Origin of the sequence: Metasolibacillus sp. (genome assembly GCF_025291715.1) — a bacterium.
Taxonomy (GTDB): domain Bacteria; phylum Bacillota; class Bacilli; order Bacillales_A; family Planococcaceae; genus Metasolibacillus; species Metasolibacillus louembei.
This window is the reverse complement of the sequence record NZ_JAMBIZ010000013.1, coordinates 30,760-56,623: the sequence shown is the minus strand read 5'-3', so window position 1 is coordinate 56,623 and position 25,864 is coordinate 30,760. Positions and strand designations below refer to the sequence as shown.

At 39.7% G+C, this 25,864-nt stretch carries 25 protein-coding genes and 1 other annotated feature; of the genes, 18 read left to right on the top strand and 7 right to left on the bottom strand.

The genetic code is table 11. From position 1 onward, the window contains the following. Positions 1 to 209: 209 nt before the first annotated feature. A complete protein-coding gene (gene sspI, locus M3Z76_RS10265) occupies positions 210 to 416 on the bottom strand; it encodes a small acid-soluble spore protein SspI (protein ID WP_293926171.1) in 207 nt (68 codons plus the stop codon). 123 nt (positions 417 to 539) lie between these two features. Between sspI and M3Z76_RS10260 the strand changes: the two genes are divergently transcribed. The 3 genes from M3Z76_RS10260 to pheT all read left to right on the top strand — a co-directional run bounded on the left by M3Z76_RS10260 (position 540) and on the right by pheT (position 5,289). Continuing rightward, on the top strand, positions 540 to 1,295 hold the full coding sequence (locus M3Z76_RS10260; protein WP_293926309.1) for a TrmH family RNA methyltransferase: 756 nt from the start codon (positions 540 to 542) through the stop codon (positions 1,293 to 1,295). Positions 1,296 to 1,543: 248 nt separating this feature from the next. Beyond that, positions 1,544 to 1,783, top strand: a binding site (T-box leader). Positions 1,784 to 1,830: 47 nt separating this feature from the next. Then, positions 1,831 to 2,868: a phenylalanine--tRNA ligase subunit alpha gene (gene pheS / locus M3Z76_RS10255; RefSeq protein ID WP_293926174.1), complete on the top strand. Its 1,038-nt coding sequence runs from the start codon at positions 1,831 to 1,833 to the stop codon at positions 2,866 to 2,868. Positions 2,869 to 2,880: 12 nt separating this feature from the next. Further along, complete coding sequence (gene pheT, locus M3Z76_RS10250) at positions 2,881 to 5,289, top strand: phenylalanine--tRNA ligase subunit beta (protein WP_293926176.1); 2,409 nt, start codon at positions 2,881 to 2,883, stop codon at positions 5,287 to 5,289. Positions 5,290 to 5,334: 45 nt separating this feature from the next. On the opposite strand, the gene M3Z76_RS10245 is transcribed toward pheT, so the two are convergent. Both M3Z76_RS10245 and M3Z76_RS10240 read right to left on the bottom strand, forming a co-directional pair. Beyond that, entirely contained in the window at positions 5,335 to 5,700 is a 366-nt protein-coding gene (locus tag M3Z76_RS10245) for a VOC family protein (protein ID WP_293926178.1), read from the bottom strand. A 31-nt stretch (positions 5,701 to 5,731) separates the two neighbouring features. Beyond that, complete coding sequence (locus M3Z76_RS10240; protein ID WP_293926180.1) at positions 5,732 to 6,214, bottom strand: nucleoside-diphosphate sugar epimerase; 483 nt, start codon at positions 6,212 to 6,214, stop codon at positions 5,732 to 5,734. 113 nt (positions 6,215 to 6,327) lie between these two features. Between M3Z76_RS10240 and M3Z76_RS10235 the strand changes: the two genes are divergently transcribed. Both M3Z76_RS10235 and M3Z76_RS10230 read left to right on the top strand, forming a co-directional pair. After that, a complete protein-coding gene (locus M3Z76_RS10235) occupies positions 6,328 to 6,864 on the top strand; it encodes a hydrolase (RefSeq protein WP_293926181.1) in 537 nt (178 codons plus the stop codon). 86 nt (positions 6,865 to 6,950) lie between these two features. Further along, positions 6,951 to 7,364 carry a VOC family protein gene (locus M3Z76_RS10230; RefSeq protein WP_293926182.1) on the top strand — a complete coding sequence of 138 codons (414 nt, stop codon included), beginning with the start codon at positions 6,951 to 6,953 and terminating at the stop codon, positions 7,362 to 7,364. 42 nt (positions 7,365 to 7,406) lie between these two features. Here the strand turns inward: M3Z76_RS10230 and M3Z76_RS10225 are convergent, their stop codons facing one another. Further along, positions 7,407 to 8,597, bottom strand: a complete 1,191-nt coding sequence (locus M3Z76_RS10225) for a coenzyme F420-0:L-glutamate ligase (protein ID WP_293926183.1) — start codon at positions 8,595 to 8,597, stop codon at positions 7,407 to 7,409. Between the two features lie 116 nt (positions 8,598 to 8,713). On the opposite strand from M3Z76_RS10225, the gene M3Z76_RS10220 reads away from it, so the two are divergent. The 4 genes from M3Z76_RS10220 to M3Z76_RS10205 all read left to right on the top strand — a co-directional run bounded on the left by M3Z76_RS10220 (position 8,714) and on the right by M3Z76_RS10205 (position 12,475). Continuing rightward, on the top strand, positions 8,714 to 9,610 hold the full coding sequence (locus M3Z76_RS10220; RefSeq protein WP_293926185.1) for a LysR family transcriptional regulator: 897 nt from the start codon (positions 8,714 to 8,716) through the stop codon (positions 9,608 to 9,610). Positions 9,611 to 9,661: 51 nt separating this feature from the next. After that, entirely contained in the window at positions 9,662 to 11,146 is a 1,485-nt protein-coding gene (locus M3Z76_RS10215; RefSeq protein WP_293926188.1) for a DEAD/DEAH box helicase, read from the top strand. Then, positions 11,143 to 11,931, top strand: a complete 789-nt coding sequence (locus tag M3Z76_RS10210; protein WP_293926190.1) for a YqhG family protein — start codon at positions 11,143 to 11,145, stop codon at positions 11,929 to 11,931. Before M3Z76_RS10215 ends, M3Z76_RS10210 begins: the two co-directional genes overlap by 4 nt. A gap of 82 nt (positions 11,932 to 12,013) precedes the next feature. Continuing rightward, positions 12,014 to 12,475 carry a DUF2798 domain-containing protein gene (locus M3Z76_RS10205; protein ID WP_293926192.1) on the top strand — a complete coding sequence of 154 codons (462 nt, stop codon included), beginning with the start codon at positions 12,014 to 12,016 and terminating at the stop codon, positions 12,473 to 12,475. 49 nt (positions 12,476 to 12,524) lie between these two features. On the opposite strand, the gene M3Z76_RS10200 is transcribed toward M3Z76_RS10205, so the two are convergent. After that, positions 12,525 to 13,403 (bottom strand): TetR/AcrR family transcriptional regulator, encoded by an 879-nt coding sequence (locus tag M3Z76_RS10200; RefSeq protein WP_293926194.1) that lies wholly within the window; start codon positions 13,401 to 13,403, stop codon positions 12,525 to 12,527. Positions 13,404 to 13,672: 269 nt separating this feature from the next. Here M3Z76_RS10200 and M3Z76_RS10195 point away from each other — a divergent pair, with 269 nt between their 5' ends. After that, positions 13,673 to 15,172 carry a DHA2 family efflux MFS transporter permease subunit gene (locus M3Z76_RS10195; RefSeq protein WP_293926196.1) on the top strand — a complete coding sequence of 500 codons (1,500 nt, stop codon included), beginning with the start codon at positions 13,673 to 13,675 and terminating at the stop codon, positions 15,170 to 15,172. 57 nt (positions 15,173 to 15,229) lie between these two features. Here the strand turns inward: M3Z76_RS10195 and M3Z76_RS10190 are convergent, their stop codons facing one another. Together M3Z76_RS10190 and rnhC are read right to left on the bottom strand one after the other, a co-directional pair. Then, on the bottom strand, positions 15,230 to 17,023 hold the full coding sequence (locus M3Z76_RS10190) for a M3 family oligoendopeptidase (protein ID WP_293926198.1): 1,794 nt from the start codon (positions 17,021 to 17,023) through the stop codon (positions 15,230 to 15,232). Positions 17,024 to 17,181: 158 nt separating this feature from the next. Beyond that, entirely contained in the window at positions 17,182 to 18,099 is a 918-nt protein-coding gene (gene rnhC / locus M3Z76_RS10185; protein WP_293926200.1) for a ribonuclease HIII, read from the bottom strand. A 171-nt stretch (positions 18,100 to 18,270) separates the two neighbouring features. On the opposite strand from rnhC, the gene M3Z76_RS10180 reads away from it, so the two are divergent. The 8 genes from M3Z76_RS10180 (at position 18,271) to M3Z76_RS10145 (ending at position 25,784) form a co-directional block, all read left to right on the top strand. Continuing rightward, positions 18,271 to 18,918: a hypothetical protein gene (locus tag M3Z76_RS10180; protein ID WP_293926202.1), complete on the top strand. Its 648-nt coding sequence runs from the start codon at positions 18,271 to 18,273 to the stop codon at positions 18,916 to 18,918. A 3-nt stretch (positions 18,919 to 18,921) separates the two neighbouring features. Further along, positions 18,922 to 19,074 (top strand): hypothetical protein, encoded by a 153-nt coding sequence (locus M3Z76_RS10175; protein ID WP_293926205.1) that lies wholly within the window; start codon positions 18,922 to 18,924, stop codon positions 19,072 to 19,074. A gap of 304 nt (positions 19,075 to 19,378) precedes the next feature. Beyond that, positions 19,379 to 19,639, top strand: a complete 261-nt coding sequence (zapA, locus tag M3Z76_RS10170) for a cell division protein ZapA (RefSeq protein ID WP_293926207.1) — start codon at positions 19,379 to 19,381, stop codon at positions 19,637 to 19,639. A 4-nt stretch (positions 19,640 to 19,643) separates the two neighbouring features. Further along, positions 19,644 to 20,183, top strand: a complete 540-nt coding sequence (locus M3Z76_RS10165; RefSeq protein ID WP_293926210.1) for a CvpA family protein — start codon at positions 19,644 to 19,646, stop codon at positions 20,181 to 20,183. Positions 20,184 to 20,235: 52 nt separating this feature from the next. Then, the gene (gene polX, locus M3Z76_RS10160; protein WP_293926211.1) at positions 20,236 to 21,945 is read left to right on the top strand and encodes a DNA polymerase/3'-5' exonuclease PolX; all 1,710 of its coding nucleotides are present in this window, start codon (positions 20,236 to 20,238) and stop codon (positions 21,943 to 21,945) included. An 18-nt stretch (positions 21,946 to 21,963) separates the two neighbouring features. After that, positions 21,964 to 24,330, top strand: coding sequence for an endonuclease MutS2 (locus M3Z76_RS10155; protein WP_293926214.1), 2,367 nt, complete (start codon positions 21,964 to 21,966; stop codon positions 24,328 to 24,330). 13 nt (positions 24,331 to 24,343) lie between these two features. Next, positions 24,344 to 24,757 carry a DUF350 domain-containing protein gene (locus M3Z76_RS10150; protein WP_293926217.1) on the top strand — a complete coding sequence of 138 codons (414 nt, stop codon included), beginning with the start codon at positions 24,344 to 24,346 and terminating at the stop codon, positions 24,755 to 24,757. A gap of 166 nt (positions 24,758 to 24,923) precedes the next feature. Continuing rightward, on the top strand, positions 24,924 to 25,784 hold the full coding sequence (locus M3Z76_RS10145; protein ID WP_293926219.1) for an alpha/beta fold hydrolase: 861 nt from the start codon (positions 24,924 to 24,926) through the stop codon (positions 25,782 to 25,784). Positions 25,785 to 25,864 lie beyond the last annotated feature (80 nt).

The following is a 25,864-nucleotide window of genomic DNA, read 5'->3' as shown; positions in this document are numbered from 1 at the left end:
TTGATTTTGATTCAGCGTTTAGCTGAATCAAAATCGGGCATTTGCAAGCAGGTAGCGCAACCAAATGCTGTCGTAGTTCCCTTTAATCGCTGTACGGGAGACGCTGTCCACGATTAAATAACTACATTGCGATGAATGTAATCAAGATGGACTACACCATCGCTACATAGCGAAAGCAATCCGGGAGACGCTGGATTGCTTTTTTTCTGCTAATTAAATTGTGTCGCTAGCTTTTCTGTAAAGTGTTGGCGTTCTTGTTCATCCGCTACATTCCACCATTTTTCTAAAAACACGCCGAGCCCTGGTAATAAGTGCTCCTCGCCACGCTCAATTGCATCCTCTACAATATCAGTTAATTCCTGTGCATTTTGTCCTGTCACATTAGCAGTAATTGCTTGTCGTATTTGAAAGTTCATCGTTCAATCTCCTTTAAAAAATATCAGTATATTGTTACTATGGACAAAATCAGTGGAATTATACTTTTCAAAATAATTTTATGATAAAATGAGGCATTGAGAAAAAAAGGGCGGTATTGAATGATGAAACGAATTGAATCAACACAAAATGCATTGGTGAAGCATTGGAAAAAGCTTGTGACAACACGCAAGGAACGCGAAAAATCAAGTGAGTTTATCGTGGAAGGCTTTCATCTTGTTGAGGAAGCATTAAAGAATAAAGAGAAAATTGTACAAATTATCGTCAAGGACAATGTAGATTTACCACTGCTTTGGCCAATTGATGATGTGGAGATTGTGCAAGTAAATGAGGCAGTCGCTAAAGAGTTAGCTGAAACCGAACAATCACAAGGCGTCTTTGCACATTGCAAGCAGCCAAAAATAGAGGGTATGAATGCATGGCGCAAAGTATTACTTGTCGATGCGGTACAGGACCCAGGCAATATTGGTACAATGATTCGCACGGCAGATGCAGCTGGCTTAGATGCGGTTATATTAGGGAAAGGCAGTGCAGACGCCTTCAACCCGAAAACATTGCGCTCGGCACAAGGCTCACATTTCCATATTCCTGTAGTACGTGGCGATTTAGCTGAATGGGTAGAAAATCTGCAAGACGAAGGCGTTGCTGTCTACGGCACAGCGCTTGAAAATGCGGTATCGTACAAGGATATCCAAGCCACAGATGCCTTTGCATTAATCGTTGGCAATGAAGGCAGTGGTATTAGCCCACAGCTTTTAGCGAAGACAGATCAAAACATTATCATCCCGATTTTAGGGCAGGCTGAATCATTGAATGTAGCTGTCGCGACAGGGATTTTATTGTATGCGTTTGTGAAATAGAAAGGAGGGCTGTTCATTTTTGAACAGCCCTTGTTAGTTTCGTTGAGCGAATTTAGTTGCTGGATGAGCGAATTTCCACATTGGATGAGCGAATTTTGTCATCCGTTGGGCGATTTCCTATGTTCATTGGGCGAATTATTACTTTAGTACTAAAAATCTCGATATCCTCGTTTCAAATTCATTATCATTTTTAGTAATCAACTTGAACCTTCTACAAAAATAGCGTAGAATAAAAACATATTGTATAAATAAATGCATTGACCGGGAAGAGTAGGTTCAATTGATTCATTTAAGGGAGTGCAAGCCGCGACTGAAAGCTTGCATAATGAAATCGAACACTACAGTTCACCCCGCGAGCAGCTATTCGGGAATTCGCACATCAGCATCGAAGAAAGAATAGCCGGCGTTTAACGCGTCGTTATGTAAATGAAGTGATTGCAATAGCAATAACTAGGGTGGTACCGCGAACATTCAACCTCGTCCCTTTTTTAGGGCGGGGTTTTTTGTTTGCACATCATTTGAAGGAGGAAAAATAATGGAACAACAATTGAATCAATTGAAAGCAGAAATGCTACAAAAAATTGAAGAAGCAGCCAATTTAAAAGCATTAAACGAAGTGCGTGTTGCGTACTTAGGCAAAAAAGGACCAATTACAGATTTACTAAAAGGGATGGGGAAGCTATCTGCTGAAGAGCGTCCGAAAATGGGAGCCTTAGTCAATACAGTGCGTGAGCAAGTAACGACTGAATTAGAGGCAAAGGCAGCGATTTTAGAGGAGCAAGCAATTCAAGCGCAATTAGAGCAAGAATCAATTGACGTGACATTGCCAGGTGCAGCGGTGAAATCAGGAAACCGTCATCCATTAACACGCGTTATTGAGGAAATTGAAGATTTATTCATTTCAATGGGCTACGAAATTGCAGAAGGGCCAGAAGTGGAAAAAGACTACTACAATTTCGAGGCATTAAACTTACCGAAAGACCATCCAGCACGTGATATGCAGGATACTTTTTATATTTCCGAGGAAATTTTATTGCGTACACAAACATCGCCAGTACAAGCACGTACAATGGAGGCGAAACAAGGTGCAGCAGTGCGCATTATTTGTCCAGGGAAAGTATTCCGTCGCGATTCAGACGATGCAACACACTCGCATCAATTCATGCAAATTGAAGGCCTTGTTGTAGGCGAAAATATTTGTATGAGCGATTTAAAGGGTACGCTTGATGTCTTAACGAAAAAAATGTTTGGTGCTGATCGTGAAATTCGTTTACGTCCATCCTTCTTCCCGTTCACAGAGCCTTCTGTAGAGGTTGACGTATCATGCTTCAAATGTGGTGGCTCAGGCTGTAACGTATGTAAGCAAACTGGATGGATTGAAATCTTAGGCTCAGGCATGGTACATCCAAATGTACTTGAAATGGCTGGTTATGATCCGAAAAAGGTATCTGGTTTCGCATTTGGTATTGGTGTAGAGCGTATTGCCATGCTGAAATACGGTGTAGACGATATTCGTCATTTTTATACAAACGATGTGCGCTTCCTATCACAATTTGAGCGCGCAGAAGGGTAAGGTGGAAGAACGATGTTAGTATCATTGAAATGGCTTAGCCAATATGTTGATTTCTCAAACTTAGCACCAGCTGAATTAGCAGAAAAAATTACGCGTTCAGGTATTGAAGTGGACGCTGTGATTGACCGCTCACAGGGCATGACAAATGTCGTTGTTGGGCATGTTGTTTCAAAAGAAAAGCACCCTGAAGCAGATAAATTAAATATTTGTCAAGTTGATGTTGGTGAAGAAAGCTTACAGCAAATTATTTGTGGTGCACCAAATGTTGATGCAGGACAAAAGGTGATTGTCGCTCGTCCAGGCGCCCATTTACCAGGCGGCATTAAAATTAAAAAGGCGAAGCTACGTGGTCAAGAGTCAAATGGAATGATTTGCTCATTACAAGAATTAGGCATTGAAGGTCGCCTTGTACCAAAAGCCTATGCCGAAGGGATTTATGTGCTACCAGAGGATAGCGTGCCAGGCACAGATGCACTTGAGCTATTAGGCTTACGCGACACAGTGTTAGAGCTAGGTTTAACAGCAAACCGCTCTGATGCCATGTCAATACTAGGCGTTGCTTACGAAGTTGCAGCAATTTTAGACACGGATGTAAAACTACCTGAAATCAAATACGCAACATCAAATGAAAAAGCAGCAGATGTCTTGCAGCTTGAAGTACAAGATACGACAGTGAACCCATTGTATGCTGCGAAAGTTGTTAAAAATATTCAAGTGGCTGAATCACCATTATGGCTACAGCATTATTTAATGGCTGGTGGCATTCGTCCACATAACAATGTAGTTGATATTACGAACTATATTTTATTAGAATACGGTCAGCCATTGCATGCCTTCGACTACGATCAATTACGTACAGGGAAAATCGTCACACGCCCAGCGCAGGCAGGCGAAAAAATGACGACATTAGATGATATTGAACGCACATTACAGCCGCATAACTATTTAATTACAAATGGTGAAGTAGCAGAGGCAGTTGCGGGTGTCATGGGTGGTGCGAAATCAGAGGTTTCTGATGCGACAACAACTGTTGTCATTGAATCTGCTTATTTCGCAGGCTCATCTGTGCGCCGTACATCGAAGGATTTAGGCTTACGCTCAGACTCTTCAGCACGCTTCGAAAAGGGAGTAGACCCGAATCGCGTATTGCTTGCAGCAGAGCGTGCAGCACAGCTATTAGCTGAACTGGCAGGCGGCGAGGTATTAGAAGGAACGGTGCTAGTTGATGAACTGGATAAAACACCAAAGCAAGTTATCGTATCACCAGATTTCATTAATGCACGCCTTGGTATGAAAATTTCATTAGAGGACATGATTTCGATTTTAAATCGCCTACAATTCGGTGTAGAAGCAGCGAACGGTGTCTTAATTGTTGATGTACCAACACGCCGTGGCGATATTACAATTGAAGAGGATATCGTGGAAGAAATTGCACGCCTGTATGGCTATGATGAAATTCCGATGACATTGCCAGCATCAGGTGAGCAAGTAGGTGGCTTAACACCATATCAAGCGAAGCGCCGTGTTGTGCGTAATGTGATGGAGGGGGCAGGCTTATACCAAGCGGTGACTTACTCATTAACATCTGCTGAGGATGCACAAAAATTTGCATTACAAAAAGAGGAAACAACGAAATTATTAATGCCAATGAGTGAAGAGCATTCTACACTGCGCCAAAGCTTACTACCACATTTAATCGAGGCGGTTAGCCATAACGTGGCACGTCAAGTAAACGACGTAGCATTGTATGAAATTGGCTCTGTCTTCCTTGGGAAAACAGCAGAAGAATTACCACATGAAGAAGAGCATCTAGCTGTTGCATTAACAGGTCGTTGGACAGATAATACATGGCAAGGTGAGAAAAAAACGGTCGATTTCTTTGTAGCAAAAGGCATTGTGGAAGCATTATTTGCAAAGCTTGGCTTAACAACAGCAGTCAGCTATGAAAAAGCAGTAGTGGATGGCTTACACCCAGGACGTACAGCACATATTTTATTAAATGACGAAGTAATTGGGGTAATCGGTCAATTACATCCTGCTGAGCAGAAAAAGAGCGATTTAAAAGAAACTTATGTAGTGGAAATGAAGCTAGCCGCTATTTTAAATGCACAAGTAGAAGGACTTGTTTATAGCCCTGTTCCACGCTTCCCAAGCATTACGCGTGATATTGCATTAGAGCTAGACCGCGCAACAGCGGCAGGCGAAATCGAAGCGATTATTCGTGCGGCAGGTACGAAGCTATTGAAAAATGTTAAAGTGTTTGATGTATACCAAGGTGAAAAAGTAGCAGCAGATAAAAAATCCGTTGCCTTTTCATTAACATACTTCGATGCAGAGCGCACATTAACAGACGAAGAAGTTGTCGCAGCGCATAACAAAGTATTAAAAGCACTTGCAGCAGCTGGCGCAGAAGTACGTTAATAACCAATAACAAAAGGAGACCGTTGCGGCGGTCTCCTTTCATTTTTAAATTTGCACTTCACTCATCAATGCATGGGTATTACCTTCTGTATCCTTAAAAAACACCATCCATGTTTCCACCTGTCCCATTTTCGCTACCATATGAGGTGCATCTATAAAGATCACACCTTTATCTACTAAGTTTTCATAAATGCTTTTAATGTCATTTACTTGAAAATAAATAACAGAGCTTGAGGAAGCGAACTCCTCTTTTTCAGGAAGTGATAGCAGAAGTCGCAGTCCATTACATTCAAAAAAAGCCATTGTATCTGTGTTAAATAGAAGAGTGAGCCCTAATTGCTCTTTATAAAAAACCAATGCGCGACCTAAATCTTTAACGGTTACCCCAATTTGTCCTACTTTTTGAATCATTGTTATACACTCCTTTACTGTAAGTTAAAAACTACTCAATCTCCTCATCCGCTTTTTTTGGCTTCACAACCCCATAAATAGCTCCAAGCACTGCACTGATCGTATGGATAAATAAAAATGTATAGTAATTAATAAACACTCGATTCGTATATTCATTTAAAACAGGAAGACCGTAGATTTGAGATTGTGGGTCATATGTTGTGCCACCAAGTGAGGCATACACATCATTTTTGTACTGTACTGCATAATAGCCTGTAGCAATAATCAATCCAATACCTGCGATGACTAAAATATTGCGTAATATTGAGTCTTTTGAGCCTCGCGACAGCTCCATAAAAAAACGAAACGTCACAAATAAGCTTAATAAAATAAAAGGGGTGATAAGTGCAAGCCCTACAATACCTAAATTGCCATGTTTCACTGTATCATCCAGTTGAAATGTGAAAAAATATTCAATAATCATCACGCCAAATAAAGAAATGGCGATGCTAATAAGCCAGCTTTTTCTTAACATTTAAAAAACCTCCTCGCCATACAACTATACATAAAATAGAGAGCCTGTTCAATGCTGTAAATTGTAAAACATATAGGCAGGTTTTATAATAAGGAGAAAAGGGGGAATCATCCATGTTGCAAAAAGAAGAAGCAGTACTTGTTTTAATTGATATACAAGGTAAGCTTGCACAAATCGTAGAAAATAGCGAAAATGTCATTCACAATATTGTAAAAGTAGTAAAGGGTGCAAATGTATTGGAGCTGCCAATTTTATGGCTAGAGCAATATCCGAAAGGCTTAGGTCCCACAACACCTGAAATTGCTGCTGAAATTAACGGACAGCCAATTGAAAAAATTACATTTAGCGCCTATGATACAGAGGAATTTCGTGTAAAGCTTGAAGCAACAGGTCGCAAAAAAATATTGCTTGCAGGTATTGAAGCGCATATTTGTGTCTATCAAACGGCAGCACATTTACTTGCAAACGGCTATGAAGTCGAGGTTTTAGTGGACTGTGTATCCTCACGTACGGCAGAAAATCGCCAGCTCGGTATTGGTAAAATGCTACAGCTAGGCGCTAAACAAACGAGCGTAGAAATGGCTTTATTTGAAATGCAGCAAGTCGCAAAAGGTGACGCTTTTAAAGCGATTAGCACCATCGTAAAATAAATGTAGAACATTTGTTCTTTTTGGTGTATAATAAAAAACGTAATATTGTACAAGCTACTACTAAATTGAGATGGAGAGTGGATAAGATGGCAATTAACGTATATTTAATTTTTGATGGACAAACACGTGAGGCGATTGAGCTTTATAAGGAAGCATTTCAAACTGATACAACGCAAATGATGACATTTGGAGAAGGGCATGCGAACGATGAGCACCCAATTCCAGAGGAAGCAAAAGATTTAATTATGCATGCTCGTATGTCAGCGATGGGGGCAGATTTAATGTTTTCTGATACATTCCCTGGACACCCATATACAGTAGGGAACAATGTGACATTAGCTGTTGTCACAAACGATGAAGCAAAGCTGCGTCATGCCTTTGATGTATTAAAGCATGATGGCAAGGTGCATATGGAGCTACAAGAAACGTTTTGGAGCAAATGCTATGGTGGCTTAACAGATAAATTTGGTGTGGAATGGCAGTTTAATTACGAGGCATAAACACAGACGTCGGGGAAATCGTTTCCCCGACGCCCAGTCTTATTATTTTGTATAGTTATCGAAATAGCCTTGAATATAAATCAGTGGTGTTCCTTTGTCGCCAGAGCCAGAGGTTAAATCTGACAGCGAGCCGATTAAGTCTGTTAGCTTACGTGGTGTTGTACCTTGTGCAGCCATTTGACCTGTTAAATCTTCACCTTTATTTGTAATATATTCAGAAATCGCTGCTTTTAATTCCTCGCCTCGTAAATCAGCAAAGTCATTGTCAGCTAAATATTTTAATTTCACTTCATTTGGCGTGCCTTCAAGACCTTTTGTATATGCAGGTGATACAACTGGGTCAGCAAGCTCCCAAATCTTCCCTACAGGATCTTTAAATGCGCCATCACCATAGACCATCACTTCAACTATTTTACCTGTTGCTTCTTTAATTTTCGCTTGAATACCATCAACGATTGGCTGGCAATTATGTGGGAATAGCTTAACAGTATCTTCTGTCGCTTTATTCGAGCCAAGCAAGCCATATTCTGGATTGAAGCCAGAGCCATCAATGGATTCCGATAAAATATTATCTAAAGTAAAGACCTTTTCAGCACCGTTATTTACTAATGTACGCTTTGTACGGAAACGTGTATGAATATCACATGCTAAAACGCTTTTCGTATAATCTAAAATTGTTTTTGGATTGTTTGAAAAGATGACTTCACATGCTGCGCCCTCTGCCTCAATTAATTGTTTGTAATACTCGATATAGTCTACCCCTGTAAACGTATGCTTTTTAAAGCCGAAATGCTCACGGAATTCAGCCTCTGATAACGTATCTGTCCAAGGATTGACACCTTTCACATCCAACTCATCGATATCGACTAAATGGTTACCTACTTCATCAGATGGATAGCTTAGCATAAGCACGATTTTTTTCGCACCTTTTGCAATGCCGCGTAAGCAGTTGGCAAAGCGGTTACGAGATAGGATAGGGAAAATAACACCGATTGTATCATCACCAAATTTAGCCGCAACATCCTTCGCGATATGCTCAACGCCTGCGTAATTTCCTTGTGCACGTGCAACAACAGATTCTGTTACTGTCACAATATCACGATCTTCAATTGAGTAGCCTTCTACTTTTGCTGCATTTAATACTGTATCAACAACGATTTGTTCAATATCGTCACCTTCATTAATAATAGGACCACGAAGTCCTCGTACAACTGTTCCAACTACACGTTCCATAGTATCTCTCCTAACGTTTTCATCCAATTATCTTTTTTATCCAAAGTTTACTATACAACAATGATATGTTATAAGTAAAATTAATAATAATTATAGGGAGTATAAGTAGAATTAATATGATTGGAAAATTAGATTATTACCGTATTTTTAATATTGTTAGCCAAAATAAAAGTTTTTCTAAAGCGGCAGAAGAGCTCTACATGACGCAATCCGCAGTAAGTCAAGCAATTCATAAATTAGAAAAAGAGCTTGCAACACCCCTTTTTCATCGCACCCCAAAAGGTGTGATATTAACGGATGAGGGGAAAGTGTTATATGAATATGTGCAATCAGCACTTGGCATTTTACATGCGGGTGAGGAAAAGCTAATGGAATTTAAGCATTTGACAACAGGGCAGTTACGTATTGGCGTAGGAGATACAATTTCGCGTTATTTTTTGCTACCTTATTTAGAAACGTTCCATTTGAAATATCCAGGCGTTCGTCTTACGGTATTAAACGGAACAACCTCTGAAATTCGAGATTTCATAAGAACGGGTGAAGCGGATATTGGCGTATGTAATTTGCCTATTCAAGATGAACAATTACAGGTGCTGCCATGCAAGAAAATCCATGATATTTTCGTTTGTGGAGAAAAATATAAAAACTTAACGAAAAAGCCTGTTCCATTGTCTTTGTTAATGAAAATGCCGTTAATTTTTCTTGGCAAAAAGGCAAATTCACGCAATTATGTGGAGCACTATTTGAAGGAGCAGGGCTATCATTTAACACCTGAATTTGAGCTGGGCTCACACGATTTATTGCTGCAATTTGCGCAAATTAATTTAGGCATTGCCTGTGTAACGAAGGAATTTGCGATGGAATATTTAGAAAAAGGGCTTTTATATGAGCTGTCATTACAGCAACCATTACCAGAGCGGAGCATTGGTATTTGCCATTTGAAGTCAGTGCCCTTATCAAGAGCTGCTCGGAAATTTAGCGAGCTTATAAATCCGATGATGACGCATGGATAAAATTTATTTTTTCGGACACCCTACAAGTAATTGAATGCTGAGGTGGTCCATATGGAAATCGAACAATCAACAAAATGGCAGGAAGGTTTTATGCAACGGCTAAATGGTGAGCAGCCTTGGCAAAGCTGGGCGCTTTATCAAATGAATTATGAGCTGACGAAGGCGCAATTAATACCTGATTTTTCAGGCTTACAATGTGTGAAATATTTGCCGATGCTTTCACCGCTACAGCATCAAATTGAGGCAGCAACAACGGTTATTGAGCAAATGCATGGTAAGGCAATTTTGGCGGATGAGGTAGGCTTAGGGAAAACGATTGAAGCAGGCTTAATTTTAAAGGAATACATGGTACGTGGTCTTGTGCAAAAGGCACTTATTTTAGCTCCTGCGTCACTCATTACACAATGGATTGACGAATTGACATTGAAGTTTCATATTCCGGCAGTTGCCTATCATAAAAAATATGGGCTTGAGCAGTGCAATATTGTTGTGATGAGCATGGATACAGCGAAGAAAAGCCCGCATAAAGAACGGATTTATGCACAAAATTTTGACATGATTATTATTGATGAGGCACATAAATTAAAAAATCATAAAACACAAATTTATGAGTTTGTGCAAAGCTTGAAAAAGAAGTTTTGCTTATTGCTAACAGCAACACCGATTCAAAATAATATTTTTGAATTGTTTTATTTAATCTCCTTATTAAAGCCTGGGCAATTAGGGAGCTATGAGGCTTTTCAAGCTGCTTTTTCAGCTAAAAAGCAGTCACTGGAGCATCAAGAATTTTTACAGGAGCTTGTCCATCAAGTGATGGTGCGTAATCGCCGAGAGGATACAAATGTTGAATGGACGAAGCGCCATGTGCAAATTGTACCAATTCATTTCTCGCAAGAGGAGCAGGCAATTTATGAGCAAATAAGCAGCTTAGACGTGCCAAACCCAATGACGCGCTTGACGCTGCAAAAGGAGCTATGCAGCAGTAAAGAGGCACTTTGTGAAACATTGTCAAAAATGCCACAGCTACCTGAAGAGCTTATGGAAGGCTTGCAGCAATTAACAATCAATTCAAAGGCGCAGAAAACAGCTGAGCTTATTCAACAAATTAATAATAAGGTCATCATTTTTACAGAATACCGTGCGACACAGCACTATTTACAAGCTTATTTATATGAAATGGGTATTACCTCTGTTTTATTTAATGGTAAATATAAAAAAAGTAAGCGAGATTATATGAAGCATTTATTTAAGGAGCATGCGCAAGTGTTAATCGCAACAGAGGCTGGCGGTGAGGGGATTAACCTACAGTTTTGTAGTCATGTCATTAACTATGATTTACCATGGAATCCGATGAAGCTTGAGCAGCGCATCGGACGTGTGCACCGCTTAGGGCAGACGGAGGATGTACAAATTTATAATTTTGCGGTGGAACAAACGATTGAGCAGCATATTTTAGCATTGCTTCATGCCAAAATCGACGTATTTGAGCAAGTGGTCGGGGAGCTGGATGCGATTTTAACGAATAGGAGCGGATGAGACCAACGATGGATGCGCAGCGAATCAATCAGTTTTTAACGCATTTTTTTCAGGAAACAGGCTGTGAGGTTTTACAGCTTAACGATAGCTTGCAAGTGCAATTAACTGTCGAGATGGATAAAAAAATAATGAATCGCCCATTTTATTGGCAATATGTTGAGGCGACAAATAGTGAGCCGAACCCAGCTCGATTACATTTAACGACGAGCATGCAGGGGCAGGGAGAAATTATTCATTTTGGTTCACCAAGGTTACAGCAGTTGCGCCAAGTGACAGGAGAGTTAGGGGCATATGTCCAAATGTATGAGCAGACAGGGGGCATTGCACAAAATTTTCTAACTCCTTGGCTTGCAGTGAATTATAAAGTGTCCTATTGCTGTGATTGTACAAAGGAAATGCTTTATTCATTTGGCTTGAATTTAATGACAGGCTACGTAAAGCAAAATTTCCATGAGCTACTTATGCAAAAAAATTTGCAGATGACAAAGCCACAAAATAGTTTTTGTGTGCAGCATATTATTGCACCAACTAGAGGATTACAGCGTTTGCACAGAACGATGGAAGAAATTATTTTGCAGGACAATCATGCATGGGCAGATGAAGCCATAATGAAATGGCAACGTGAGCTACGTGTACTCAATTATTTTTATGGGGATATGGAGGACAAGCCTGAGGTTTATCAAATTGAACAGCAGGCACTGCAAGAGCGTTACAATGCAAAAATTAAAATGGATGCTGTAAGTGGTGGTTTATTTTATCTTGAATCAATAGAAAGTGATCAATAAAGTTCACGAAATGTTCACTTATGAAGAATTTTTCCTCTCTCTATAATTAGAATTTGTAAAGTGACGAGAGAGGGGAATTTATTTGCCAACAACGAGAAAAGAAAGTATTCAATTCAGTTTAATGATGTGTTTTGGAATGGTCGTCGTGATGACCTTCTATAATTTTTATCTAAATGGTTTAATAGGTGAAATTACATTAACAGAAGGGCTCATTAATTTTCTTATTACATTTATGATTGCCTTTATACTTGAAGTGTTTTTAGTTGGACCAATTGCGAAAAAAGTTGCTTTTAAAGCAACGATGCATACAACGAAAAAAGTATATAAAATTTTAGCCATCTCCATATGTATGGTAATTGGCATGGTACTTGTAATGACCTTATATGGTGTCATGACGATGAGTCTACATGTAGGTCATATGCCTGATTATTTTGTAGCGGAATATGTAACTGCTTTCGGGAAAAACTTTGTGATAGCGTTGCCACTGCAAATACTTATTATTGGCCCATTTGTGCGATATCTTTTTATGAAGTTAATCAAATAGGCGAAAAAAGATGGAGTGAATACGGTTTTGCCGCTATTCACTACATCTTTTAATTTTTTAGTAAGAACGTGATTTTATAAGATAATTCGATTGCTTCAGCTTCATGCGTTGTGCTTTTAAACGCAGTACGAAAGCTTTGTAGTGATGCGTTGATTACATGTTTGCGCCAAGAGTCTTTAGATAATTCCTCGATGAGAAAGGCTGCGAGCTCATGACCTGTTGCATTTGTTTTCGCTTCTAGCTGTTTAATAAAGCCCGTTAGCTGCTCTATAACATTTTCCTTTGTTGTAACAGGCTGTGTCGCCTTGTTTTGTATACGCTGAAAGGCATCAACGCCTAGCAATGTAGCATTTGTTTGTTGCATTGTTGGGAGCAAGGCTTGAACATATTCCAATCCTTTTTGTACTAGCTGATACAAGTCAGCTGGTACGTGATAGGCACTGCGCCATGCCATTGCTAAGTAATGGGTGATGCCGAAAAAAATTAAGGAGCATTCGAAGGCATATGGTCTAATTTCTTCACCGAACACATTGATTAAACGTTCTGTTAGCCATTGAATTTCCTGAAAACGGTGTTGGCGTAGCCCTTTCTTTAGCTCCAAATCACTCGATTGAAAAATACCCTCAAACAATGTCATTAAATTTTGTTCTTGTCGCAGCTTCATTGGCACAATAATTTGTTTAATTAGTATATGAATATCTTGTTCATCGTGATTGGCCAGCAATTCATAGCGTTGAAGCTGTGTTGTATAACGAAGCTGCTCCAAAATGGCTAAAAAGCATTCGTTTTTAGATGAGAAGTAATTATAAAACGTGCCTTTCGATATACTCGCATGCTCGATAATATCTTGTACGGATGTATGATGAAAGCCTTTTTCGGTAAAAAGCTGTAAGGATACATCAATGATTTTCCTTTTTCTTGTATTCACTATAGTTCAGTCCCTTGGATTTGCTTTTATTTAACCCGCATTAACGGACAGTAAGATGTCCACCTCAAGAGTTGAGAGAATGGGCGCTAACTGTCCGTAAAAGCCTGATTGAAGTTGCTCTTTATACTATCATTCTATATGTAAAACCTTGATAATTCAAGGTTTTTAAACTTATAGTAAAAAACAGTTGCGATTTTTAGACTATGAGTATAAAATAAGTCAAGTGAAACTTCGAACTATGAAATAATAAAGAGAAAGGGTTTTTAAGTATGACAACAGAAACATTAAAAAAACCGCCGTATTTAATGATTGCGATTTTATTTATTGGCACATTTGTTGCCTTTTTAAATAACACATTGTTAAATATTGCGTTACCATCTATTATGGTGGACTTAAATATTGAAAACTACTCAACTGTTCAATGGCTATCAACAGGCTATATGTTAGTGAGTGGGATTTTAGTTCCAGCCTCCGCTTTTTTAATTACAAAATTTAAAAACCGCACAATTTTCACTGTCTCAATGGGATTATTTTTACTTGGAACAGTGATGGCGGCATTTGCACCAAACTTCGGTATTTTAATCGCGGGGCGTATGGTGCAAGCAGCAGGTGCTGCTACGATGTCACCATTATTAATGAATATAATGTTAATCAGCTTCCCAATTGAAAAACGTGGGACAGCGATGGGCTTATTTGGACTTGTAATGTTCGCAGCTCCAGCAATCGGACCAACATTGTCTGGATGGATTGTAGAGCATTACGATTGGCGTGTGCTTTTTGAAATGATTATTCCATTTGCGGCAATTAGCTTGCTTCTTGGAATTTGGAAGCTGCGCAATATTATGCCGACACGTGAAGTAACAATTGATTATCTATCATTAGTGTTATCGACCATCGGGTTTGGTGGCTTGCTATATGGCTTCAGTATGGCTGGCTCAAAAGGCTGGGGCGAAGTAGAAGTGTATGGCACTATTATTTTAGGGGCAATTGGTTTACTAACATTTATTGTACGCCAATTAAAATTAGACGAACCATTATTGAATTTACGTATTTATAAATATCCGATGTTTGCCCTATCATCTGTTATTTCGATGGTGATGTCTGTAGCAATGTTCTCAGGGATGATTTTAACGCCTGCTTACGTACAAACAGTGCGCGGTATTTCACCGTTTGATGCAGGGTTAATGATGCTTCCAGGGGCACTTGTGATGGGCTTCATGTCACCTATTACAGGGAAGCTTTTTGATAAATATGGCCCTCGCATCATTGCCATGATTGGTTTAATTATTATGACAGTGTCCACATATTATTTATCGAAATTATCAATGGACTCATCGCATGCTTATATTATTACAGTTTATACTGTGCGTTCATTTGGTATGGCACTTGTGATGATGCCGATTATGACAAATGGTTTGAATCAAATACCGATGAAGATGAATCCGCATGGTACAGCCATTAACAATACGGCACAGCAAGTAACAGGGGCAATTGGTACGGCGATTTTCGTAACGATTATGAACTCGCATACGAAATCGCGCGCAATAGAGCTTGCAGCAGAAGCGAAAGAAAAAGCAGCAGCTAGTGGTGTTCAGCCAACAGAGGCACAAATTGCAGAAATGACAGCACAAATTCAGCAAACAGCAATGCTCGAAGGGATTAATTTCACTTTCTTCGTTGCGGCAGCTGTTTCGTTAATTGCGCTTATTTTAACATTCTTTGTAAAACGAGTAGATGTAACCAAACGAGAAGATTATCAAGCGAAATAAATGAAGAAAGGCTATTAGAAAAGCAGGGGATACCTGCTATTTCTAATAGCCTTTTGTTTAATTTGATGTTAACGCAATAAATTCCTCAACATCTTTTTCACAAAGTGCAATGCCCTTTAACCAGAAATCGCGCTTCGTAATATCTTCGCCTAAATGCTTCATCGCTAAATCTTCCACAGTCATTACCGCTGTATCACGTAGTAAGGCGATATATTTCTCCTCAAAGCCTGTGCCTTCCTCTTTTGCCTTCGCATAAATGCTTAGCGAGAATAGGTAGCCAAACGTGTATGGGAAGTTGTAGAACGGTACACCTGTAATAAAGAAGTGTAGCTTCGTTGCCCAGAAGTGTGGGTGTGTTTCACCAAGAGCATCTACATATGCCTCACGCTGTGCTTGTTCCATTAATTCGTTTAAGCGTTTTGATGACACAACACCGTTTTTACGCTCCTCGTAGAAGCGTGTTTCAAATAGGAAGCGTGCATGGATATTCATAAAGAAGGCAACAGAGCGTTGTACTTTATCTTCAAGTAACGCAATTTTCTCTTCTTTTGTGCTGGCTTCTTCCACCGCTGCATCTGCCACAATCATCTCTGCAAATGTCGAAGCAGTTTCCGCTACGTTCATCGCATAGCCTGTATTTAATGGGTGAACAGGGCGTAACGCATAGCTATGGAATGCATGACCAAGTTCATGCGCTAATGTCGCTACATTGGACATTGAGCCTGAATACGTCATAAAAATACGCGATTGCTGTGCTAATGGGAAGCCTGTGCAGAAGCCACCTGGTTTTTTATTGTCGCGGTCCTCTGCTTCAATCCACCCATCCTCAAATGCTTTACGTGAAAAGGCTTCTAGCTCTGCGCCAAAACGGCCGAAATGCTTTAAAATAAAGGCAGCCCCTTCTTGATAATCCATTTTTGCTGTTGCCTCTGTAACTGGTGCATCAAAGTCATGCCAATTTAACTTTTCATCGCCAAGCATTTGTGCTTTATGTGTTAAATAGTTTGCAAATGTAGCTTTGCGCTCTGTAATAGCACCCCACATGGCATCAAGTGTTTCTTCCTTCATGCGGTTAATTGTTAAAGGCTCTTTTAATACATTGTCCCAGCCGCGTTTTTTATAAACATTTAAGCGGAAGCCTGCTAAATGGTTTAATGTTTTTGCGAAAAATTCCTCGCGCTCTGTAAACACTTTTTCAATTGCCTCGAAAGCAGCTTTGCGCACTTTTGGATCCTTATGTGAGCTTAAGTTATTCGCTTGACCAACAGAAAGCGACTTCATTTCGCCATCGACTTCAACCTCTACACGAATATCGCTAATTAATAGATCATACATTTCGCCCCAAGAACGATAGCCATCTACTGTTAAAGAAGAAATTAAAGCTTCTTCCTCTTCAGATAACGATTCCTTCGAGGCATCACGCCACTCTGTTAAAATGAAGGCAAATGGCGCAAGTTCATCCGCTGTAATTAATTGCTGGAACGTTGTTTCTTCAATTTCACCAACTATTTGACGCAGTTTTTCATATGATGGTGCCACTTCGGCATAAAGCGAAGAAACTTTGCCTAGTAATAGCATTGCTTCACGGTCTTTAATGTTTTGTGCGTTTAAACAAGATAAAAAGGCACCTGCCTGCGCCATATGCTGGCGCACGTCTTTCACTTTATCAATTACTTGTAATAATCCTGCTGTTTCTGTAGCAGATTGTGGTACAGCAAGTTCACTAACGAATTGTTGTAAATCTTGCACTAAAGCTGCTGTTTTTTCTAAATGTGCAGCAAATTGAGGCGAGCTGCTACCACCTTCGAAAAATACATCTAAATCCCATACTTCTGGATAATTCGTTGTCATGAAAATTCCCCCTATAAACAAATTCTTTTCTATTTTACAAAAATTCCGAACATATTTCACGTATTTTTTTCGATTTTCGAAATATTTCTCCTATTCAAGATCATAAAAAATCGATTAACCCTAAGAAACTTAGGGTTAATCGATTTTTTATGGTTGAATTACTTCATCATCTTGCGCGCCTTCTCCGTATTGGCAAAATGCCATTTAGAAATGGAGCGCAACACATCCTCGCCCTTTACCTTCCAAATTTTCGCTGCCATCACATCGACTTTACTGCTCGCACCTTTTTGCAAAGTAAAGCCGACGAGTTCACTCAATCGATCCATTTCCTTTAAAAAGGCATAGCGAGCTAAAATAGAGGCTGTTGCTACCGCAACATGCAAATTTTCCGCCTTTGTTGAAAACAGTACATTGTCACGTACGATTTCTTTTTCCTTTTGTATATGGCGATAGTACGTATCGCGCTCGGCAAATTGGTCGATTAAAATATATTGTGGCTGTTCGGGTGCAATTTTGTTTAATACATGCTGTAGTGCTTGGTTGTGCAGTAATGCTTTCATCTTCCCTTGCGAATAACCCTTTGCTTGCAGGGCATTATACTTGTCATTGCGCAATGTCAAAATGCTGTAAGTGCAAACCTTCATTAAATCAGGAGCGATTTTTCGCATATAATCATCCGTCAACATTTTCGAGTCTTTGACACCAAGCTCCTGTACCAGTGGAATTTTGTCGGCAGGTACATAAACAGCCGCAACAGTAATTGGGCCGAAATAATCGCCTGTGCCTGTTTCGTCAGAGCCAATAACCGACATTGTGGCAAAGCTTTCAGGTAATTTGTCGCCTTTTGCTGCACTTGTTTTAGCTGTTGTAGTCGCTATGCCCCATCGTGCAGCCTCACGCTCAGCGCCGCCCCCTTGAAACATCACTTTGCCTGACTTATATGCAGTAATCGATGTATCTGCTAATTTTGCTGCAAAGACAACGCCTGGAGCATTACGGCTCACTTGATTTTTTACATAAGCATTTTTCACTTCTTGCACTTGTTCATTTGTTAAGAGTAAAACGATATTGGTCATTGGTTCCGTCCTTTCTATGAACTTCCTTTATTGTGCGAGGGATTTAGAGAGAAGTCAAATACTTGGATTTATATGCTAAAAGTGAAGTTATAAAACAGGATTAAATATTATTGAGGTATAATTGGTTAATTTATGGTATAATTATATGTATATAGGATTAAAGGATACTATTTGCAAAATTTGAATTTAGGCACAGAAATGGTTACACAAGTGAAAACGCAATTATCTATAATGACAAAAGAGGGGCTTCAATATTTAAGTTTAAAATCAGCGATTGACCAAGCCCTTGATCATTTTCAAATGTATGGAGATTTTTATGAAAATTCTCTGAAATTTTTAGAGGTTATTCAAAAAGGTGAAATTATAGATACAAGGCGGCTACTTTCGAAATTAAGGAATTTAATTGTAAAAGAAATTGAAGTATTTGAGATAGATACTCTATATCAAACAAAATATCTAACAACAATTAAGCCAGCAACTGCTATTACATTGTATGAATCAGATATTGATGAAATGAAATTAGTTGAGTACGATGGAGATGTTACAGCAGAAAGCATAGAACGAGATAATAAAGACTCTTATGTTGTACAAACTGCTGAAGATATGGATGTAGAGGAAACATTATATTACAATGAAGAAAAACATTTATTTTATTTCTTATTCAAAGCTAGTCCTTATATCTTTTGTATTCATTTCCCTGCAAATGGGGAGATGACAAGCGATTATGCATTGAAGTATCAAAATCATGTGTTGGATGCTATAATAAAATCGAAGGGATATCAATACTGTTATTTCCTAAAAAAACTGTTGGGAGGATAAACAATGAAAAAAGAGCCTACAGAAAAAGTTGTTTTAATTGCCTCAGCACCTAAAGGTTACGGGGAAAAAATAGTGGAGCGTCAATTGTCCCAAATGAAAAAAGAGAACGCAATGTTACAAAGGAAGTTATCTGAAATTAAACGAAGTGCATATTAAAGAATCCTTCACTTATTTAGAAAAAGCAGAAGTCCTATAGGTGGCTTCTGCTTTTTAGTGTTTTACGGGAGATGAAATATAATAATTCCTCATCATTATAGATAAACTCCCTACACCACTGCATGACAATGAGTCTAATATTGTATTATATATAACAAAAATGGTATGATAGTTAGTATGAAAATTGCAGAAAATCGAACAGGAATTGCATAAAGCTGCATTTTGCTACTTCAACATGATAAGTGAAGCGAGCAGCTTCCTGCTTGAGTTGCTGGCGTTGCCTATGCTTTTGGGAGGAATTACTTTGGCTGAACAAGAAAAAAATCGAATTTCAGTTGAAATTTATGGACGTACATATAAAATGGTTGGTACAGAATCGACAGGGCATATGCGATTAGTTGCTTCCCTCGTAGATGATAAAATGCGTCAAATCAGTGCACATAATCCAACATTAGATAGCTCAAGACTAGCAGTGCTTACAGCAGTCAATTCTGTACATGAATTATTACAACTGAAGGCGCAAGTTGAAGCGCTTGAAGAAGAAGTGAAAAGGTTAAAGGGTTGAGTAAATGCTAGATATTATTTTATTAGTGGTCTTATTCATAAGCTGTATAATTGGAGCAAAGCGTGGCTTTATCGTCCAATTGATTCATTTAGGTAGTTTTTTAATTGCATTAATTGTTGCCTATATTTATTATAAGCCATTAGCACAAAAATTTGTGCTATGGATTCCGTATCCAGGCTTTACTGAAAATGCGACAATGACATTAGTATTGGATTCTTTAGATGTCGATCGCACATTTTATCGCGTCATCGCTTTCGCACTTATTTTCTTTGTAACGAAGTTAGTTTTACAAATTATCGGCTCTATGTTTGATTTTTTAACATATTTGCCAGTACTCGGTTCAATCAATCGCCTATTAGGGGCAGTATTAGGTTTTATCGAATTTTATTTCATTATTTTTATTGCACTATATGTTTTGGCATTACTCCCATTGGAAGTTATTCAAACGGTGTTAAACAAATCAATTTTAACGAGCTTAATGCTTGAGCATACACCTGTCATTACGAAAATGTTTCAGGACTGGTGGTATATCTATATCAAATAGCACATGGCCTCTCTCGACAAATGAGGGAGGCTTTTCTTAAGGAGAGGGCAACATGAATAAAAAAGTGATTATCCGTACACTTGAAAAAATAGCTTTATATTTAGAGTTACAAGGTGAGAACCCATTTAAAGTGTCCGCATTTCGCAAAGCAGCTGCTGCTCTTGAAACAGATGAACGCAGCTTGAGCGAAATAGAGGATATTACAGCTATTAAAGGCATCGGTAAGGGCACAGCCGCAGTAATTGTCGATTTGCTAGAAAACGGACAATCGGCAGTGTTGCAGGAGCTGGAGCAAACTGTGCCAAAAGGCTTGATTCCTTTAATGAAGGTGCCAGGGCTAGGAGGCAAAAAGCTAGCAAAATTGTATCAGGAGCTAGGTGTAACAGATGCCACTTCGTTAATGCAAGCATGTGAAGCAGGGCAAGTACAGGCACTTGCTGGCTTTGGTGCTAAAACGGAGGAAAAAATCAAAAAAGAGTTAGCGAATTTAGGCTCACGTGCAGAAAGATTACCAATTTGGCAGCTGGAGCCTGTCGTGCTAGAAATCAATGAGGTGCTTGCGGAAATTGCGGAAGTAGAACGCTTTTCTGTTGCGGGTAGCTTTCGTCGTGTAAATGAAACGAGCAAGGATGTCGATTTTATCGTGGCAACAACTGCACCAGAGGCGGTGAGAGAGGCAATTTTAGCACAGCTTGTGATTTTGGAAATCGTCGCAGCAGGAGATACGAAAGTGTCTGTTATTTTAGATCGAGATGAGCCTGTAAGCGTTGATTTCCGACTTGTTGCACCAAGTGAGTATGCGACAGCCTTGCATCATTTTACAGGCTCAAAGGACCATAATGTGCGCATGCGACAGCTCGCAAAGGCACAGGGGAAAAAAATTAGCGAATATGGGGTAGAGCAGCCCGATGGTTCGGTAGCAACATTTGCCTCAGAGCAGGAATTTTTCGCGCACTTTGATTTGCCATTTATCCCACCTGCTGTAAGGGAAAGCGGCAAGGAATTGGAGCGTCTAGATGAACTAGCACAACTTGTGCAGTTATCTGATATTGTATCGGACTTGCATATGCATACAACATGGTCTGATGGTGCGCATTCCGTTGCAGAAATGGGATACGCTTTAATCGAAAAGGGCTACCAATATGCGGTCATTACCGACCATTCACAATATTTGAAGGTAGCGAATGGCTTAACGCCAGAACGATTAGCAAAGCAAAAGGTAGAAATTGAACAATTTAATGCTGAGCAGTCCGACATCCGCTTATTTAGAGGGACGGAAATGGATATATTGCCAGATGCAACCTTGGACTTTGCTGATGAGGTGTTGCATGAGTTGGATTTCGTTATCGCCTCGATTCATTCCAGCTTCACACAGTCACAGGAGAAAATTATGGCACGACTTTATACAGCCATTACAAATCCATATGTGCATATGATTGCACATCCAACAGGACGCATTGTCGGACAGCGCGGTGGCTATAATCCAAATATTCCGCAGCTCATAGAGTGGGCGGCGGAGCATGGGAAAATACTTGAATTAAATGCGAATCCATATCGCCTCGATTTATGTACAGAGCATTTACAGCTTGCGATGGAGAAAAATGTGCCAATCGCTATTAATACAGATGCACATGCAATTGAACATTTGCGCTTTATGGAAATTGGAGTTCATTATGCGCAAAAGGCATGGCTGAAAAAGGAATTGATTGTCAACACATGGACGCTTGCCCAATTTGAGGCATGGATTCGCCGAAATAAATAAAAATAGGGGGTGTTTTTCATGATCGAACAACGAGCATTGAAAACACTAGAGTTTGATAAAATACGACAGCAGGTTGCCCAGTTTTGTACGTCTTCCATTGGGAAGTCTGCGATTGAAGAGCTGGTACCTGAAACCGATTATGAAACAGTTGTAGCATTGTTAGAGGAAATGGATGAGGGGTTATCTATTTTACGTGTCAAAGGCAATGTACCAATGGGGGGCATTTTCGATATACGTCCACATGCAAAGCGCGCTCAAATCGGCGGTATGCTTTCGCCGATGGAGCTAATGGAAATTGCCAGCACGATTCGCGCAAGCCGTATTTTGCGCAATTTTATAGAGGATTTACAGGCAGATGAGACAATCGAGATTCCGCATTTCGTAGAACGCAAGGAGCAAATGCCGATTTTAACTGCCTTACAGCATGAAATTAATGATTGCATTGATGAAAACGGAGGCGTCTTAGATTCCGCAAGTACAACATTGCGTACGATTCGTCAATCATTGCGTGCAGAGGAAGCAAAGGTTCGTCAAAAGCTAGAAAGCTTAACGCGCGGCGCAAATGCAGCAAAAATGCTATCCGATTCGATTATTACAATTCGTAACGACCGCTTCGTTATTCCAGTAAAGCAGGAATACCGTGGGCATTATGGCGGGATTGTGCATGACCAATCATCATCTGGACAAACATTATTTATTGAGCCAGATGCGGTTGTACAGGCAAACAATGAAGTGCAGCGTCTAAAAGTGAAAGAGCAAGCGGAAATCGAGCGCATTTTACTTACACTATCTGCCAAAGTAGAGGAAGTGGGACATGATTTATTCGTCCTTGTCCAGCTACTCGGTGAAATTGATGTCATTTTAGCAAAAGGGAAATATGGGCAAGCAAATAAATGCACGATGCCAAAAATCAATGCAGATGGTTATATTCGCTTAGTGCGTGCAAGACATCCGTTATTGCCAATTGAAGAGGCTGTGGCGAACACGATTGAATTTGGTCGCGATGTAACAGCGATCGTGATTACAGGACCAAATACAGGCGGTAAAACGGTGACGTTGAAAACGGTTGGGCTGTGTACATTAATGGCACAATCTGGTTTACCTGTGCCAGCACTTGATGGCTCAGAGATAGCTGTTTTTGAGCAAATTTTCGCTGATATTGGGGATGAGCAGTCAATTGAGCAATCGCTATCAACATTCTCTTCTCATATGGTCAATATTGTCGATATTTTAAGCAAGTTTGATGATAAATCGCTTGTGCTATTCGATGAGCTTGGTGCAGGGACAGACCCGCAGGAAGGGGCAGCACTTGCGATTGCCATTTTAGATGAAGTTGTTGACTATGGTGCACGTGTGATGGCAACAACGCATTACCCTGAATTAAAGGCATATGGCTACAATCGTCCAAGCGTAGTCAATGCAAGCGTGGAATTTGATGTAGAAACATTGAGTCCAACATATCGCCTATTAATTGGTGTACCAGGACGCTCAAATGCCTTTGAAATTTCAACAAGACTTGGCTTAAAAGCAAACATTATTGACCGTGCAAAATCATTTACAGGAACAGACCGTCATGAAGTCGAATCAATGATTGCTTCTTTAGAGGAAAGTCGCGTTCGCTCAGAGCGAGAGGCAGAGGAAGCACATGGCTTGTTAGAGGAAGCAACATATTTACATGAGCAGCTAACAGAGCGCATTCGCACATATGATGAGAAAAAAGAAAGCTTAGAGAAAAAGGCGAAAGACAAGGCACGTAAAATTGTTGATGAGGCCAAGCGTGAGGCAGAAGCGATTATTGAAGAGCTACGTGCCATGAAAAAAAATGCAGCAAGCGCAGTCAAAGAGCATGAATTAATCGATGCGAAAAAACGCTTGGAAGAGACAGCGCCACAAGATAATAAAGTATTGCAAAAAGTGGCAGCCGAGCGCACTCGAGCCCAAAACTTAGCGGTGGGCGATGAAGTAAAAGTCATTAGCTACGGTCAAAAAGGTGTAATACTAGAAAAAGCATCGAACAATGAGTGGGTTGTTCAAATTGGCATTTTAAAAATGAAGCTACCAGAATCTGATTTAGAGTACGTAAAGCCTGAAAAAGAGCAGCAAACGCGTACAATGGCCAATGTCAAAAATCGAGGCGGTGCTGTAAAGCTTGAATTAGATTTGCGTGGCGAGCGTTATGAGGATGCACTTCTTCGTACAGAGAAATATTTAGATGATGCATTACTTGCTAATTATCCACGTGTTTCCATCATTCACGGGAAAGGGACAGGCGCATTGCGTCAAGGGATTCAAAGCTATTTAAAAGGGCATAAGCGTGTGAAATCATTCCGCTATGGCGAGGCTGGAGAGGGCGGCTTCGGTGTAACGGTTGTAGAATTGAAATAGAGGGGGATAGCTTATGTTAGCATCTGCATTTTGGCAACATCCTTTAGTAGAGACAGCAGGTTATTTTAGCGTTGTTGTCCTTTGTTTAGTAGTGTCGATGGTATTATTTGAAGTCGTAACGAAGTATAAAAACTGGGAAGAGATTAGAAAAGGCAATGTAGCGGTAGCATTAGCGACAGGTGGGAAAATTTTAGGTGTTTGTAATGTTTTCCGCTATTCGATTGAGCGTCATACATCATTAATTGAAATGTTAGGCTGGGGACTATATGGTTTTTCATTGCTTATTTTTGCCTATTTCTTATTTGAATTTTTAACACCGCTTATTAAAGTGGATGAAGAAATCGCCAAGGATAACCGGTCAGTAGGCTTCATTTCTTGTACTATTTCGGTCGGTTTATCATTTGTTATCGGCGCAAGTATTTCGTAGGAGTGTTAGATAGATGGAAAAGCTAGCGAAAGTGCTATTGATTGTGTGTGTTGCATTTATTGCAGTAGGCATTTATTATATGTTGACGAGATAGAAGCTTTTAGGAATATGGTTATTTAGCTGTATTCCTAAAAGCTTTATCTATTTGTGAAATGAGGAGGAGCAAATGAAAGGAACGACAGCAAAAATCAACGGTGTGTCGCTATGGCATCACGTACAAGGGCAAGGAATACCCATTGTATTTTTACATGGAGGACCAGGTGCATATGATTATTTAGAGCCTGTAACAGCGCTGTTGGATGAAAATTGCTTTCAAATGATTCGATACGAGCAGCGAGGAAGCTGGCGTTCAGAGAAAACAGGACCCTATACGATTGAAACATTCATAGAAGATTTAGAGCAGCTACGAATGCACTTGAATAGACAAAATTGGATTGTATGCGGTCATTCTTGGGGGGCGTCCTTAGCATTAGCCTACGCGACAAAATATCCGACAAAGCTGAAAGCGTTACTTTATATAGCGGGAACAGGTATCGACCCTGCATGGCATATTGATTATCGTAAAAATAGATTAAATAGAATGACTTCAACTGACAGAGCAGAGTATCTTCATTTACGTTCAGCTATTGAAAAAATGCAGGATGAGGAACGGGAGCATACAAAAAATCGACTACGAGCACTCAGTTTAAAAGCAGATTTGTTTAATCACAATAACTTTAGCAAGCTTCCACGTATGGATGAGCCGTTTGTCAACAGCGAAGTAAATCAAAAGGTGGGGGCACAATGTGAGACGTATTTTAGTAGCGAGCAATTTAAGCAAGCAATCCCGTTTAACAGCTTTCCTGCCCTCTTTATTCACGGAGCAGCAGATCCTCGCCCGTATCGTTATGTGGAAGAGCTTGCCGCCAACTTTCAAAAGGGTGAATTTGCATTAATTCCCAATGCAGGACATTACCCTTGGCTTGATAACGCAACTATTTTAGGAAAGCATATAAAGGCATTTTTATCCCGTATTGATAAGCAATAATATTTTCTGTAATAGGTGTAAATATGAAAAATAAATTCCCTTTTTAAGTAATAAAACTAGCTACGTTCTCCATAAACTGT